Origin of the sequence: Acinetobacter sp. YH12211 (assembly GCF_013418015.1) — a bacterium.
Taxonomy (GTDB): Bacteria; Pseudomonadota; Gammaproteobacteria; order Pseudomonadales; family Moraxellaceae; genus Acinetobacter; species Acinetobacter towneri.
In genome coordinates, this window is sequence record NZ_VPCW01000003.1 from 20,977 (window position 1) to 37,822 (window position 16,846).

Annotated in this window: 12 protein-coding genes; 4 read left to right on the forward strand and 8 right to left on the reverse strand. The window is 40.1% G+C overall.

Translation table 11 applies throughout. The annotated features are described in order from the left end of the window. Position 1: 1 nt before the first annotated feature. Both FTU98_RS02190 and pilG read right to left on the reverse strand, forming a co-directional pair. Positions 2-370: a PleD family two-component system response regulator gene (locus tag FTU98_RS02190; RefSeq protein WP_004975526.1), complete on the reverse strand. Its 369-nt coding sequence runs from the start codon at positions 368-370 to the stop codon at positions 2-4. A gap of 32 nt (positions 371-402) precedes the next feature. Then, positions 403-786 (reverse strand): twitching motility response regulator PilG, encoded by a 384-nt coding sequence (pilG, locus tag FTU98_RS02195; RefSeq protein WP_004975524.1) that lies wholly within the window; start codon positions 784-786, stop codon positions 403-405. Between the two features lie 263 nt (positions 787-1,049). Here pilG and FTU98_RS02200 point away from each other — a divergent pair, with 263 nt between their 5' ends. The 4 genes from FTU98_RS02200 (at position 1,050) to FTU98_RS02215 (ending at position 7,896) form a co-directional block, all read left to right on the forward strand. Continuing rightward, complete coding sequence (locus FTU98_RS02200) at positions 1,050-1,706, forward strand: hypothetical protein (RefSeq protein ID WP_180050246.1); 657 nt, start codon at positions 1,050-1,052, stop codon at positions 1,704-1,706. 49 nt (positions 1,707-1,755) lie between these two features. Then, a complete protein-coding gene (locus FTU98_RS02205; RefSeq protein ID WP_131261509.1) occupies positions 1,756-2,889 on the forward strand; it encodes an efflux RND transporter periplasmic adaptor subunit in 1,134 nt (377 codons plus the stop codon). 63 nt (positions 2,890-2,952) lie between these two features. Then, complete coding sequence (locus FTU98_RS02210) at positions 2,953-6,057, forward strand: efflux RND transporter permease subunit (RefSeq protein WP_180050249.1); 3,105 nt, start codon at positions 2,953-2,955, stop codon at positions 6,055-6,057. Positions 6,058-6,180: 123 nt separating this feature from the next. After that, on the forward strand, positions 6,181-7,896 hold the full coding sequence (locus FTU98_RS02215) for a proline--tRNA ligase (RefSeq protein ID WP_179988582.1): 1,716 nt from the start codon (positions 6,181-6,183) through the stop codon (positions 7,894-7,896). 58 nt (positions 7,897-7,954) lie between these two features. Here FTU98_RS02215 and FTU98_RS02220 read toward each other — a convergent pair whose 3' ends face one another. The 6 genes from FTU98_RS02220 to apbC form a co-directional block, all read right to left on the reverse strand. Beyond that, positions 7,955-9,361 (reverse strand): hypothetical protein, encoded by a 1,407-nt coding sequence (locus tag FTU98_RS02220; protein WP_180050252.1) that lies wholly within the window; start codon positions 9,359-9,361, stop codon positions 7,955-7,957. Positions 9,362-9,375: 14 nt separating this feature from the next. Beyond that, positions 9,376-11,622 carry a DUF6160 family protein gene (locus FTU98_RS02225; RefSeq protein ID WP_180050255.1) on the reverse strand — a complete coding sequence of 749 codons (2,247 nt, stop codon included), beginning with the start codon at positions 11,620-11,622 and terminating at the stop codon, positions 9,376-9,378. Positions 11,623-11,655: 33 nt separating this feature from the next. After that, complete coding sequence (locus FTU98_RS02230) at positions 11,656-12,369, reverse strand: hypothetical protein (protein WP_180050259.1); 714 nt, start codon at positions 12,367-12,369, stop codon at positions 11,656-11,658. Between the two features lie 13 nt (positions 12,370-12,382). Continuing rightward, positions 12,383-14,473 (reverse strand): hypothetical protein, encoded by a 2,091-nt coding sequence (locus tag FTU98_RS02235; protein WP_180050262.1) that lies wholly within the window; start codon positions 14,471-14,473, stop codon positions 12,383-12,385. A 235-nt stretch (positions 14,474-14,708) separates the two neighbouring features. Continuing rightward, positions 14,709-15,278 (reverse strand): dCTP deaminase, encoded by a 570-nt coding sequence (gene dcd, locus FTU98_RS02240; protein WP_004975507.1) that lies wholly within the window; start codon positions 15,276-15,278, stop codon positions 14,709-14,711. 202 nt (positions 15,279-15,480) lie between these two features. After that, positions 15,481-16,737 carry an iron-sulfur cluster carrier protein ApbC gene (gene apbC / locus FTU98_RS02245; protein ID WP_180050265.1) on the reverse strand — a complete coding sequence of 419 codons (1,257 nt, stop codon included), beginning with the start codon at positions 16,735-16,737 and terminating at the stop codon, positions 15,481-15,483. Between the last annotated feature and the right edge of the window lie 109 nt (positions 16,738-16,846).

Below are 16,846 nucleotides of genomic sequence, written 5' to 3' on the forward strand. Positions count from 1 at the left end.
CTTATCCTGCATTAAGGTGTTGATTAATCACATCAATTAATTGTTTTTCGTCAACAGGCTTAGTTAAGTAATCGCTTGCACCTTGGCGTTTTCCCCAAACACGATCAGTTGCCTGATCTTTGGTACTCACAATTACAATTGGAATGTGTTTGGTGGTGTCACCACGCGAAATTTGACGTGTTGCCTGAAAGCCATTCACGCCTGGCATAACCACATCCATTAATACTAAATCTGGTAATTCAGCTTGCGCCATGGTCACGCCATCTGCACCATTCGCTGCTTCAATGACTTCAAAACCATGCTTGGTCAAGATTTCTCTAAAGCGGAATGTTTCTGTAGGTGAATCATCTACAATAAGAATACGAGCCATTATTTTCCCCAATAAATCTAACTAACTAATAATTATGCGGTCACGTGGTTACGAATGGCGTTTAATAATTCATCTTTACTAAATGGTTTAGTCAGATACTCATCAGAACCCACGACACGTCCTTTAGCTTGGTCAAATAAACCATCTTTACTTGATAGCATAATGACAGGAATGTTTTGGTAGTTTTGCGAGTTTTTAATTAAGGCACACGTTTGGTAACCATCTAGGCGTGGCATCATAATATCTACGAATACGATATCTGGATTTGATTCTGCAATTTTGGATAAAGCTTCAAATCCATCAACTGCGGTAACCACTTCACAACCTTCACGCTGCAGAAGTGTTTCAGCTGTACGGCGAATGGTTTTTGAATCATCAATCACCATGACTTTTAGATTTTGGAATTTATCGTCCATTCAATGACCCTTCCCATTTTTGTTTGTACAAGCAACTGAGTAGAAAAATCTTACACATTGATCGTATTTTTAACATATCTTTACTTGTAGTTTCAATGAACATATTTAGTGTAAATCTACACTTTTACACCATTATCACCAAACCGCTCACACTTTCTTGTGACCATTGATATTTTTTATCGGTTGTATTTTTTTAATTCCTAATTTTGATCTAATATAACACTATTATTACGTGTAATTTAAGTAATTTAGTCAACTTTATTATGGGGGACAACGTGAGCACTTTTTTTGCAAAATCACTCGCTGTCAAATTAAAACAAAATAAGCAGTCACTTAAATTGGGCATGCTTGCTTTACTGCTCTTGTCCTCTGCCCCACTCATGGCTGACAGCCAGAACAAAGCGGTGTGGTATCGCTATTATGATCAACATGGCGTTGCAAATATTAGTAGTAATGTGACACCTAATCATATTCGTCATGGCTATGAAGCATTAGACCGTAACATGCAAGTGATTCAGCGCGCACGTCCATACAACACTGAAATGGATATTAAAAAAGCCCCACAACGTGCTGCTCAAGCGTATCAAATGGAATCTGATCAGCGTTTAAAAAAAGCCTATACCAATAGTCAAACCGCAATCACTAAACGTAATAACGCTTTAGCGCATATTAAAAAGCAAATTATTTTCCAACAAGAACAACTCAAACAGCTGCAAAATGACCGTATTACTTTTAAACGTCAAGAAATGGAGTATTTACGCAAGGTCAAACCTGTGCCTGCACAACTAAAAACCAATTTGGACAATAACTTAAAAAACATCGAGCTTAAAAAAGATATGATTCAATCTTTACAAACAAGCTATCGAAATACACAAGCAGAATACGACAGAATTATTACTCGCTTAAAAGCACTTGAATAGTTGATTTGAATTACCTTGTCATTTTGGCAATCAATAAGGACAAATATGCATGCACATTGCACAGCGTATCGCAGTTAGGTTTAATCGGCAGCATTTACCCATTTTTCGTATCGGTGCAATCGGTTTATGTATTTTGCTGAGTGCCTGCCAAAAAACAGAAACTGAAAATAAAACAACAGTATCAGAAAAAATTGAACTCATTCAGCAAGATTTAGTGACACCACAACAAGGCAGCGCAATCAGTAAAACTGCCTTTACAGGCACAGTGCGTGCTGTGAATCAAAGCAGTATTCAAGCACAGGTGACTGCCACAGCAACCTCAGTCTATGTCAAAGTGGGAGATAGCGTACAACGTGGTCAAACCTTGCTACGCTTAAATAATCAGGATAATGCTGCGCGTTTAGCACAAGCTCGCGCCAATTTAGCTGCAACGCAAGCGCAAGCCAACCAAGCCCGCAACATGATGCAACGAAAAAAACGTTTGCTCGATCAGGGTTTTATTTCACAAGTGGAATATGAGCAAAGTCAGTTAGATTATCGTGCGCAAATGGAAAATGTACGCGCCCAACAAGCCAATGTCGATATTGCACTAAAAGCCGATCAAGATGGCACGATTACCAGTCCAATTCATGGTGTCATTACCCAACGTCAAGTTGAGCCTGGGCAAACTGTGGCTGCAGGACAAACCTTATTTGAAGTCGTCGATCCGAACCAATTAGAAATTCAAGCGAAATTACCAAGCGACTTACAAGCCGCACTCAAAATTGGTCAAAAAATTGAATATCAACTCCAAGGACAAGCAAACACATTTAATGCACAAATTAGCCGTGTTTCTCCTGTTGCGGATTTAGCCAGTCGTCAAATTGAATTTTTTGCAACCCCGCTTGATCGTCTTCCCTCTTTAAGTATTGGGGCATTTGTGGATGGTTATATTTTAGCGAACACGACAATTTCAGGGCAAATCATCCCACTCAATACCATTCACGATATCCAAAACAAACCTTATGTTTGGGTGATTCGAGATCAAAAAATTGCCCGCGTGGATATCACAGTTTTAGAACAGCGCTATAGTGACAATACTGCTGTGATTCAAGGCTTACAGAGCAGTGATCTAGTCAGTCGAGTGGTGTTCAACCCCGATCAAATTCAGCAGCAGGTGATCATTCAAAATAACCCTCAATAAATTGAATTTCATCTCAATGCAGTAGTGCAGATGTCCAATAAATAAAAAATCAGGATCGTTGTTATGTGGTTTACCCGAGTTAGCGTCAAGTATCCCGTTTTTACCATCATGATGATGTTTTGTCTAATGGTGCTTGGCTTGGCTTCATGGCAACGTATGGGCGTGGAAGAATTTCCTGACGTCGATTTTCCGTTTGTAGTGGTTTATACCAGTTATCCGGGTGCATCACCTGAAACAGTTGAATCTGAAATCACCAAGAAAATGGAAGATCAGATCAACACCATTTCTGGACTCAAACAACTGGTTTCACAATCCAGTGAAGGGTTATCTACTATTATTGCCGAGTTTAATTTAGATGTTCCTTCGGCAGTGGCGGCACAAGATGTACGCGATAAAATTTCGTCTGTCAGTGCAGGCTTTCGAGATGAAATTCAAGACCCTGTGGTGGAGCGCTACGACCCAACTGCCAATGCAGTCATGTCGATTGTGTTTGAATCCTCACAAATGTCTTTGCGTGATTTAAGTTCCTATTTAGATCAACAAGTTGTACCGCAACTGCGCACTGTGTCTGGTGTCGGAACTGTTAATTTATTGGGTGATGCACAGCGACAAATTCGTATTGAGGTAGATCCACAAAAGTTAATGAGTTTTGGACTGGGTGTGGATCAGGTCATCAACACGCTCAAAGCTGAAAATATTGAAGTACCTGGCGGCACACTCAAACAAGCCAATAGTGAATTGGTGGTCGAAATCCAATCCAAAGTCATTCACCCTCTGGCTTTTGGCGATTTAATTATTGCCAATAAAAATGGTGCGCCAATCTTTTTAAAACAAGTTGCCACAATTCAAGACAGTCAAGCAGAGCTGGAAACCAGTGCATTTTTAAATGGGCAAACTGCAGTTGCTGTCGATATCTTGCGTAGTTCAGACTCTAATGTCATTGAAGTGGTAGATAACACTTATAAAACCTTAGAACGTATTCAAACCCAACTGCCTGCTGGCATGACTGCAAAAGTCGTGGTGGATTCTTCTAAAGGGATTCGTGGCAGTATCCGTGATGTAGCGCGCACCATTATTGAGGGTGCGATTCTGGCAGTCCTGATTGTACTGTTGTTTCTTGGTTCATTCCGTTCTACCGCCATTACAGGATTGACCCTGCCAATCGCCCTACTCGGCACACTCACCTTTATTTGGGCATTTGGCTTTACCATCAACATGATGACCTTACTGGCACTCTCGCTCAGTATTGGCTTATTGATTGATGATGCAATTGTGGTTCGTGAAAATATTGTGCGTCATGCAGATATGGGTAAAGACCATGTCACGGCTGCTTTGGATGGTACTAAAGAAATTGGCTTAGCAGTTTTAGCAACCACCTTAACCATTGTGGCGGTATTTTTACCTGTGGCATTTATGGGCGGCATTATCGGACGCTTTTTTTATCAATTTGGTGTCACCGTCAGTACTGCCGTGCTGATTTCCATGTTTGTCAGTTTTACGCTGGATCCAATGCTTTCTGCACACTGGGCAGAAAAACCAAATCCCAATAAAAAACCTGGACGAGTAAAACGCTTCTTAAACTGGATTTCCAACAAACTCGACAATTTAAGTCATCATTATGAAAAACTTTTAAAATTAGCACTACGATTTCGCGTTATCACCTTATTGATTGCCGTGGGTTCATTATTTGCAGCACTCGGATTATCCAAACTGATTGGCACAGAGTTTGTACCTGTACCCGACAAAGGTGAAATTCGGATTAAATTTGAAACACCTGTAGATGCCTCGCTTGAATATTCACAAGCAAAATTAAAACAAGTAGATCAAATCATCCGTCAACACCCTGAAGTACGTGCGACTTACGGAGCCATTAACAGCGTAACAGATCGCGGGAAAAATCATGTTAATTTGCGTGTAACTGTCAGCCCACGTAATGAACGTCAACAAACGCTAACCGAACTCAATAACGAATTTCGCCAGCGTCTACAAAGTGTTGCGGGCATCACCATCACCTCTGTCGCCTCTGCCGATGAAACGGTTTCTGGTGGGCAAAAACCTGTGATGGTGTCTATTAAAGGCCCTGATTTAGCAGAATTACAAAAAATCTCTGACCGCTTTATGACCGAAATTGCTCAGGTGAATGGTATTGTCGATTTAGAAAGCTCGCTAAAAGCTCCTAAACCTACATTAGGTGTTCATATTAACCGTGTCCTTGCCAGCGATTTAGGGCTATCGGTAAATCAAATTGCCAATATTATCCGCCCACTGATTGCGGGGGATGATGTCACCACTTGGCAAGATGAACGTGGCGAAACCTACGATGTCAATGTTCGCCTTACAGAAAACCATCGTAGCTTGCCGAACGATGTGCAAAATATGTATTTAACTTCACAAAAAACCGATGCCAATGGACAAAATATTTTAGTGCCTCTAGCAAGTGTGGCGAAGTTTGAAGAAAGTTTAGGTGCAGCGCAAATCAACCGCCGTGATTTGGCCCGTGAAGTTTTGGTCGAAGCTAACACTGCTGGACGTCCTGCAGGGGACATTGGTGCCGACATTCAAAAAATTCAGGATAACTTTAAATTACCCGCAGGTTATAGCTTCGACACTCAAGGCGCCAATGCTGACATGGCTGAATCTGCAGGTTATGCACTGACTGCAATTACCCTGTCTATTGTGTTTATTTATATTGTTTTAGGTTCGCAATTCAACAGTTTCATTCACCCCGCAGCAATTATGGCTTCCCTACCTTTATCGTTGATTGGAGTATTCTTGGCACTGTTTATTTTTAACTCGACCATGAACCTGTTTTCTATTATCGGTATTATTATGCTGATGGGATTGGTCACCAAAAATGCGATTTTACTAATTGATTTTATTAAAAAAGCCATGGATCAGGGCGATTCACGTTATGATGCAATTATAGCTGCAGGGAAAACCCGTTTACGCCCTATTTTAATGACCACCAGTGCAATGGTGATGGGGATGGTGCCACTCGCACTTGGCTTGGGTGAAGGCGGCGAACAAAGTGCGCCTATGGCACACGCAGTCATTGGCGGTGTAATTACATCCACCCTACTCACCTTGGTGGTCGTACCTGTCATTTTCACTTACTTAGATGATTTTAAGAATTTTATGTTACGCCAAACGCGTAAACTGATTTCTTAAAATCTCACGCAAAGTCACACAATCGTTCGGGCTAAATTTTAACGCAAGTTTAGCCCGATTTTTATTGTATAATCTGGCTTTGAAAAAACTCCATTTAACGCTTCACTTTTTAGGACAGTTTCCATGCGCGCGAGTCGCTTTTTATTTGCTACGTTAAGAGAAACCCCAAACGATGCCGAGGTGATTTCTCACCAGCTGATGTTACGTGCGGGTATGATTCGTAAATTGGCTTCAGGTTTATATACTTGGCTGCCAATGGGTGTGCGTGTGCTAAATAAAGTTGAAGCCATTGTTCGTGAAGAAATGAATCGCGCAGGTGCTTTAGAAACTTTTATGCCTGTCACTCAGCCTGCCTCACTTTGGGAAGAATCAGGGCGTTATGTGCAATACGGTCCTGAATTACTACGCTTTAAAGATCGCCACGACAATCCTTTTGTACTTGGCCCAACACATGAAGAAGTCATTACCGATTTGGCGCGTAATGAATTAAAAAGCTATAAGCAATTGCCAATCAACTTCTATCAAATTCAAACTAAATTCCGTGACGAAATTCGCCCACGTTTTGGGGTAATGCGTTCACGCGAATTTATTATGAAAGATGCTTATTCTTTCCATACCGATCAAGCTTCTTTACAAGAAACCTATGATGTGATGTACGACACCTACTGCCGTATTTTCTCGCGCTTAGGTTTAGACTTCCGCCCAGTACAGGCAGATACAGGTTCTATTGGTGGTTCAGGTTCACATGAATTCCACGTTCTAGCTTCAAGTGGTGAAGATGATATCGCCTTCTCTACCGAATCTGATTATGCAGCCAATATTGAAATGGCTGAAGCTATTTTGGTGGGTGAACGTGCTGCGGCAACGCAAGAACTCAAAATTGTGGATACACCAAACCAAAAAACCATTGCGGAAGTTTCTGCATTTTTAGGCACAAATAGTAACCAATCAGTCAAAGCGCTCTTGGTTCAAGGTGTTGCAGATGAAACAGGTCAAGTGCCTGTGATTGCATTATTCCTGCGCGGTGACCATGAACTCAACGAAATTAAAGCAGAAAAGCATCCACAGATTGCAGCACCACTTACTTTTGCAACCGATGCACAAATTGCAGCGTTAGGTTTAACTGCTGGCTTTGTTGGTCCACAAGGTTTGGTTGAAAAAGGCATAACTGTGATTGTAGACCGTGCTGCATCAGTACTGTCTGACTTCGTTGCAGGTGCAAACCAAGTTGATCAACACGCAACAGGTGTGAACTGGGAACGCGATGCACAATATACTGAAGTTTACGATTTACGTAACGTCGTTGAGGGCGATCCATCTCCAGATGGCAAAGGAACTCTACAAATTAAACGCGGTATTGAAGTCGGTCATATCTTCCAACTCGGTACTAAATACTCTGAAGCGCTGGGCTGCAAAGTATTAGGTGAAGATGGCAAACCGTTTACTGTTACCATGGGATGCTATGGGATTGGAGTCACACGTGTCGTTGCCTCTGCCATTGAACAAAATTTTGATGATAAAGGGATTATTTGGCCTGCAGCCATCGCACCATTTGAAATTGCGATTGTACCAATGAACGCACATAAATCACCTCGCACATTAGAAGCAGCAGAAGCACTTTATGCTGAACTTCAAGCTGCGGGTTATGATGTATTACTGGATGATCGTAATGAACGTCCTGGGGTGAAATTCTCTGACCTTGAGCTTACAGGTATTCCGCACCGTATTGTGATTGGTGAGAAAGGTTTAGATGCAGGTACTTTTGAATATAAAGGTCGTCGTGATGCTGAATCTAGCAACCTAACGAAAGAAGAATTACTCATCAAAATTGCCAAATAAGATTGAAGACTGAGTATAAAAAATCCCGCACAAGTTGCGGGATTTTTTTCATTTGGGATTAGCAGAATTTCATACCACCATAACAGTTAGGGGTAACATTTTGGTTTTGTAAAACCTGATTATTAAGTGTTAATCTGGCTGGTTGACCCGTGTAATATCCTGTGTAACTACCAACATCGATATTCATTTTACGCTCGATTGGTGTACCAGCCAATGAACCTAATGCTTCTAACAAACTTACATCTACATTATGCTTATCTTGCATTAACTCAGAAGTTAATGCTTTTGCGACCTGTGGTAGTACTGCAGAAACATCTACCAAATCCGCAGTTGCCAAATAACCTAATTGCACTGGTTCCTTAAACGACATCCACCAACCTTGTTGTGCAATATCTTTTTCATCTGCACCCATCCACTGCACTGGCTTGCTTTGTAAAGATAAATATCCACCTGTTCCTGTCAGAGGAATATTGTGAATCATATTTAGGGCTTGGACAAAAGTAATATCCATATTCAAATTTTCTAATGTAGAACCCTTACTCATTTTAAAGAATGAGTGATCACCAACAGAACCAAACAATAAAGGAGGAAATGTGACATATAACTGGTCTTTTGAAAAGTCAGGTGTTCCATTTACATCACCAGTATATGTCCCAGACTCTGTTGCCGCTAGCGGAATAGAAGCTAATGTTGAACGGATACCCGTAACTACAGCGGATTCCATACGCTGACCAGTCACTACTGTTTCAGGCATCGTAAAATCAGCTCGCATCGATGGAACGGTAATCCCAGTATGTCCTTCTGCGCCAGGTTTACTTGTATAGACACGATCCTGCCCCAACGCAGTCAGTATCCCACTAATTTTTTGGTCAGAGGCATTACCAAATTTAGCTTCTTTAGTAAATGAATGCCCTTGCGTTTGTGCCATTTTCATATAACCACTGAAACTTTTAATCCCGTCATTTGGGTTTTGCACGTTATCTGTACCCAAAGTCAGTAGACCTAAAATTTCTTCTGCACCTAAGCGAAAACCAACCACTTCACGTGTTGACGCACTATTTCCACTAATCGCAAATTCAATAAATGGATTGGTAATTTGTGCACTGGTACCCGCACGTTCACCATTAAACTTTGGGTTACCTGTTGAATCATAGGATTCATTCAAACCACTTAACGAAATATTAGAAATATCAATATCACATCCCGCTTTACCACCAATCGCATTATTTACACCGCCACAACCTAATTGTAGCGTTTTAATGTTGGCATTAAGCTCCATGAGTGCATCAACACTTAGTTTATAAAAATTTAACCCTTGCGATTGATCTGTCGCAGTCATCAGGTTCAAAAGTGCCTGACCTTGTACATGAGATAACTGATCATCATTTAAAGCCTGCATCGCTTGAGCAGAATTGAATGAAAAAGCTGTACTTAAAATAGATGCAACTAAAATTGTTTTTTTCATTTTATTTCTATCCTTTAGCGTGGCGTAATGCCCAATGTGCTGCGCATGGTTCCACCTGTAAGCACGACAGATGCGATTTTCTGCATATTGCCATTGGTAGACATTGCAAAGTTTGTTTTAAAGGGTTGAGCAATATCATTTTTATAATTAAATTTCACTTGATTGTCTAAAGTGACCGTATCTGCACTGACAACAACTTTTCCTTTAACACCTAAATGACCTTCCATTCGATTCAAGTTTATTGAAGAAGTTTGAACAGTTTCATTATTCACTTGATCTTCATTAATTAAACTAAAATAACTACCTAAGTTCTTCGGATTCGACTTTTCTGTGCTATCTAAACTTCTAAACTTAAAGTTCGCATCAAAAGACAAAAAGTTTGAGTTCGGATTAGTATCGGTAGGATCCACTCCAGGAATTACCAACAATTCACCATTGCCATCTAATTTAAAAGCAATTGTGGTCAACACATCATCTTTCTTAGAGAAATTATCGTAAGGTACAAAGCCACCGCATTTAGTTGATCCTGTGACGCAGTTGTATTTCGAACCTGGTAATTGTCCAATCGCCAATTCTGCTTTTGCTGCAACTAATAAATGATCTGCACGAATATAAATCCCTTCATCTTCATAACCAATCACACCGTCGGACTGAATTAATGCATCAATATTTCTTAAACCAGCATAATAGTTGACAGCTTCACCAGCATGCAGGCTGTCTTGCCCGTCAATTAAGATAATAGAAGTGGTACTTGGTAAGCCTGTTTTTGAATCAATGCCATAACCTTCGGTAGAAACAATAGCGTTATAACCAATTCCAGTTTTGTTCGTTCCATCATAAGGTGACAGATATTGTTTACCCGACAAGGCCACATTGGCATTTAAATTATAAATTGGAATCCCAATACCCCAAGAACCACCATCTCCTGTCAATTCATTTAAAGAGTTGTCAGAAATAATTCTAGCTTTGGCTGCAATAGACTGAAAGTCCATACCACGAACAGCGATCAGTGAGAACTGGTCACCTTCAAGCTTACTCGATAGCAACTGGTTTAAAATAGGACTGGTTGCACCAATGGTATTTTTAATATTTTCATTGACTAAAAAATTGAGGTTTTTCGCTTGTACGGTATTAATATAAATATCGCCAAAATCAATATAAGCATTTTTATTGTGCAAAGCACCTTGTGCATCACGTGTGGTTAGCGGTCTTAAATTCGAAAACTCAACCGCATAACTGCCTTTTCCTGTGTGCCCAATTTCTAAGGTTGTTGGTAATTGCCCTGCAGCCAAGCCTGCCGTATTTTGATTGGTAAAATCAGCAGATAAGCCCAAATGCAAACCACCTTGCCCCACCACAGTATCGTAGCCTGTAACTGCGGTATTTTTAGTTTCAATTACACCATTGACCTTATTCGAAACGTCAAAATTGGCAACATTTTTTTGATGCCCATTAAAAAACAATTTCGCATTGCTTACCGCACCTGATGCACCAAAGCGAATTAAATTTTTATCATCATAACGCAAGTCAATATTGACCCCAGGGTTAGTTGCATTTTGTCGGCTACTAGCAACATCACTCAGGTCTTTCACTCGTCCAAGATTAACAAAATGGTCGGTGGTGCCATTTTTAGTGGTAAAGACCAATCCCTCATCGGCATCAATGTACATATAGCCGTCAGTCGCAAAATTAAAGTTAAAATCATGCATAGATAATTCATGCTTACCTAAACCATGACTAATTTTGGCATTCTGTAACTGGAAGTTTAAATGTGCCGTTTCATTTTGATTGAATAAACCTGCTTTGGTTTCTAATAAAACTTTTAAAGGTGATTTAGTTTCTAAGCCGAACTGACCCAAGCTTTGTGTTTCTTTAGTACAACTATTTCCGACACAGTTTTTTTTGACCAAGTTTAAATCTGCAGTCGATTGAAAAGCATCAATACTCGCATCGATACGCACACCTGCGCCAACATCAGTTTTCCCCACATCTAAAGCAAGCTTACTGATAATAGGCTGGTTATTCTGTCCTTTAATTTCTACATTATGTAAGCCTAAACCCTGTTGAGTTCCAGCCACTAAATCAGGATCATACCAATTGACTTGATTAATCGTGGCTTTAGACATTTCATGGGTGATTACAATACCATCTTGCCCACTTACATCAGACAAATGCTGGTCTGCAATCAGCTCTAAAGCATACACTTGTTGCGCACAAAGTACGCTCAATGTTAATAAATTCAACTGCATTATTTTTTTCATTGTTATTTCCCTATACTGTACTTAATCCTATATTCAACAACGACTTGCTGCTGAACCTGTACAGTTGTAGCTAAATATTTTCACATTGCCAGACATGTGCATATTGCCGTGAATATTTAAGCCCATAAATCCTTTTTCAGCGCCCTGATCAAACAAAGGTACATCTTGCTGAACTAAGTTACTACCATCTTGTTGATAATTTCTTCCTTGAAATTTGGTATATACCTCTGAATTTGCATAACCTTCATTTGCTCCCTGCCCTGTACCTGTTTCGATCGCCATGGTTGCAAAACCCAAATTTCTTATTTTTAATGGCTTATCATCATAAAACTTAAGCTGCATTGCCGTTTGTGGGTCATTTTTATGATTAATAATAGTCGTGCCATCTAAAGAAAATTTATCTATTTGTATGGTGCCCTGAATTTGTTTAAATACCAGCCATTTTTTATTGCCGTTATTATCTTCATGGTTATTGGGTGCAATCGCTAAACGACAAAGCACATTATTGTCAGCACAATTTTTACTATAGCGATAATAAACTTCTGTAGGTTTAGTCCCACCATTAAATTTAGAAATATTGCTGAGTTCTAAATTTTCGGCATATTCATGGTTTAACGATAACGTCCAACTGAGGTCTGCTCCACCTTGACCAGTAGCCTGCGTTAATTCATGATTTTCCAGTGCAATTAAATTGGCATGGGTCAAAGGACTACACATCAATGCAATACAAGACAGTTTTTTCAACATGATGATTCTCCTTTTATAGACCTGTTGTTTTAAATTTAAGGTGCTGAATCAGCACACCATCTATTGCAACTGAACCTAGATTCTTAGCAGTACCATCTACACCCTTAAATACAACACCTGTGGCATCCGTATGATCTTTGGCACGCAACATATTATTTGGCAAGCGTTCTACAGTACCAATTGCAATACTACTATGCGTCGCATTACGTCCTTGATACATCGCAGCACTGTCATTGACATTGGCTTTTAGCGGTGTGCCACAACTCACCACATTACAGGTAGAACCTGTAAATGCTGTAGAACCTAAATACCCACCCTTTCCATCTTCATAATTTTGATAAATTTTATTGTAAATTTCAGGAACATTCGGAATACGTGTTACTTCTAGCACAATATTATTGCCCTCAGAACCAACCACAAAAGGCTGATACATATTCCCTAAAACTAAATTGATATTCGGACTGTATAAATACAAACCCTCTGTATCATGAAAAACTGGTGCCAATGAACCATCTATTGCTGGTGTGACCGCCGTTCCATCCAAAGTATCTGATTTTGCTGCTGTACTAATGCGGATTCCTTTACTATCTAAGTTTGAATCTGTGAAACTTAGATTCGCAGGATTATCATTGGTATTTAAACGCAATAAACTTGCCATACCCAATGTTTGATGATGATTTGGGTTATCCGAGTCTAAAGTCTGAAATAGTCGCGTTTGAGAACCATTTAGGCTTAAACCATTGGCAACAAACTGAGTACGTAAACGGTGCTCTTTATCTAAACCCGATTTTGGTGCTCCAGTGCTCGGATCAACCTCTGCGCTTGATTTCAACTGACGCGAAAAAATATCAGTCCAAAAGCCCAATTTAATATTATTATCACTTTCAGTTGCTGTAGTAGTTGCGAGCGGTGCCTCTAGTGCTAAATAACCAACATCTTTTTCTACATTTTTAAATTGTTTGACTTTTTCTGTACCTGCACGGAATAACCATGGATTGTCTGCAGAACCCCAGTTAAAACCCTGATTGCTATAACGACTGCTTAAAGAGTTATCACTTTTAGATAATGCCAGACCATAAATAAAGACATCTGCTTTGGTTCTTAACGTTTGCACAGGAGAACCCGATGCAGCAATTGCCGCAGCCTGTTCAGCCGATTGTATAATTTGAGCATAAATTTCAGCTACAGCAGACTCAGCTGCATCTTCTGCAAGTTGACCCGCATTATATTTAGCCCGAATATCAGCCGATGCTGTTTCTTTGGTTATTTCAGCCTGTATTAATGTGTCTACTTGTGAGCCAACTTGGTCTTCTCGAGTGAAGTTGCCAAGCCCTTTATAAAAATCAGAATTCAATAAATCATTATTATCTTCTGCCGACCGACTCCCATATAAAAGATCAAGCATTTCATAAGTGTTTGTAATAGCATATTCTTTTGCTTTCTTTTCATACTTTAAAACGCCAGTTGGATCCTCGCTAACTGGTCGTGTGGTATATGCAGTAGTTCCATCTTTTTTTAAACTCTTTCTACGCCCCCAAGTCCCATCCCTATAGTCTGCAAGACGCTGATTGTAATAATTCTTGAGCGTCTCATTATTAAAAAAACCTTCACGAACATCAAATGTAAATGTTTCTGTTTTCGCTTCAACATCTTTTTCAATATTTTTAGTATATTCTTGATACAGAGTTGAATATTGACTTGTATAGGTTTGTTCATAAGTTGAACGGTAAGTTTCGTTATATTTGTGCTCAGCCTTACCTTCTAAAACACTTTGATTATAAGTGTTGTTATAAACCGTATGGTATGCGCTTTCTGCTAACTGCGCATAATTCTCCCCCGTCGGGATAATACGAATAAAGCCCGTATCATATTGGCTAGGGTTGTCTAAGCCACGAGTATAGCTTGACCCTGTAGAAAGATCGTTCGGTTGCTGGAACACCATCTTGAAGTCATCAAGAACTAACGCAACACCTTCGCCTGTCGTATTAGAGAGGGAGTCATCTGAGAGTGCTTGCAAGGCATAACTCGGATTTGCCAAGAACATACCTACGGCAATAGCTAAGCAATGCTTTGGAAAAGGGAAAGTAATTGCGTGTTCAGTCATCTCGACCTTCCTTTTATCTGATGCTCCGCATCTTTCTTTTATTTATCTATGACTTGGCTATTTATTAGGGTGTTTTTATCCTTAAAAACGTGATTATGCCAAACCAATCTCAAATTTAATTATGCTGAATATTAATACAAATGCAAAAAAAACTGGCTAAACAGCACAGCTTTCCGATGAATGAAAAAAGCGAACCTTTCGGCTCGCTTTCTTTTAATCTGAATTAGTCTATCAGTTATGCTTTAGGTAAAGTCACACCTGTTTGCCCCTGATACTTACCACCACGGTCTTTGTACGAGGTTTCACAAACTTCATCTGATTCAAAAAATAGCATTTGCGCCACGCCTTCGCCAGCGTAAATACGTGCAGGCAAATTAGTCGTATTAGAGAATTCTAAGGTGACATGCCCTTCCCACTCAGGTTCTAACGGAGTGACATTGACAATAATACCGCAACGCGCATAGGTCGACTTACCCAAACACACCGTCAAGACATTACGCGGAATACGGAAATATTCAACAGTACGCGCTAAAGCAAAAGAGTTTGGCGGAATGATGCACACGTCTGATTCAATATCGATAAAACTTTTTTCATCAAAGTTTTTTGGATCAACAATTGCTGAGTGAACATTGGTAAAGACTTTAAATTCACGCGCACAGCGCACGTCATAACCGTAGCTAGACACCCCATAAGAGATGAGTTTTTCGCCATTTTCGTCAAAACGAACTTGGTTTTCAGCATACGGTTCAATCATGCCGTGTTTTTCGCTCATTTCGCGAATCCAACGATCAGACTTAATTGCCATTTATTTTCTATCCAAAATATGAATGTTTAAACTGTGCTGTACTTTAACTGAAAACCAGATTAATGAAAACTAGCTACTTTTTAAAGCACCGAGAGAATTTAAGTTTCCGCTATTTCTCGTTTACAGGCACACTAATCCCAAGTAGCTTCTAGCTATTGAAATACTTATAAGGTAACAATAACTGTTATTTTTCAATTCGCACTTAAAAAATACGATTATGATCTTTTTCAGCTTTAGGCAGTTTTTTTGCTATCTGTTGAGCAATCGCAATATAACTGTCTGCAGCATCATCGCCAGCAATTACAGACGGTGTGCCCGCATCGACATTTTCACGAATACTCACATTTAAAGGCAAACGTCCTAGCAACGGAATGTCGTATTGTTCTGCCAGTTTATCACCACCGCCCTGACCAAAAATTTGCTCTTCATAGCCACAGTTTGAGCAGATATGCGTCGACATATTCTCAATCACGCCCATAACAGGAATTTGCACCCGATTAAACAGTTCAATCCCTTTCACGGCATCCATTAATGCAACATTTTGCGGTGTCGTCACAATGACTGCACCCGTTACTGGAATACGCTGTGCAAGGGTCAGTTGAATATCCCCCGTTCCTGGTGGCATATCAATCATCAACACATCTAAATCTGGCCATAAGGTTTGATTAAAGAGCTGCATTAATGCACCTGTGGCTTTTGGTCCACGCCACGCTACAGGTGTATTGTGGTCACCTGTTAAATGTCCGATGGATAAAACTGGCATACCAAAAGCATCTAATGGAACAAACTGCTCAGCCTCAATCATAGGGGTTTTGCCCGCATTACCCAGCATGGTAGGAATGCTTGGGCCATAAATATCGGCATCCAATACACCAACTTTTAAGCCTAATTCTTGCAGCGCTAAGGCCAAATTTACAGTTGTGGTAGATTTTCCTACCCCACCTTTACCTGATGACACCAAAATCACGTTTTGAATACGTGGATGTTTTGGCACATCACGCTGTTGTGGCGCAGCTTTTTGAATAGGTGGATTATTCGGATCTGCTTCTTGCGCTGAGCTTTGACCCGCAGCATCGACCACTGGTGGTAAATTAGAAGACGCAGCCTGAGCTTGATTAGATGAGCAGCCTTCGCCCGCAGCATGTTGATGACCACAACTTTCTTGCTTTGCTTGACCCGTTTTTTGCTGAATCACATGCATATTCAATTCTTTAATGCCACATTTTTCCAAAGCATCGGCCAATTCATCATGTATTTGTTGTAAATGTGATTTTTCTTCAGGATACGTATTGATGGTGATTTGTAAAATTTCACCCTGCACATTCACTTGGGAAATCCGATCTTTTAAAAACTGCTGAGAATGTGGCAGCACGTAACTTTGCAAAATCTGCTGAATCGCTTCTTCATTCACCGACTGAGATGGTGAAAAAACCGATTTAAGTGAAGAAAGCCAAGACATAGATTTACTCCAAAGTTTGGAAATACCGCGATTTTGATAGTGTAACGATAATTCAGTATAAGGTTAAGTCGTGCTTTCACTGAAATACTTAATTCTGAGTATATCAGTT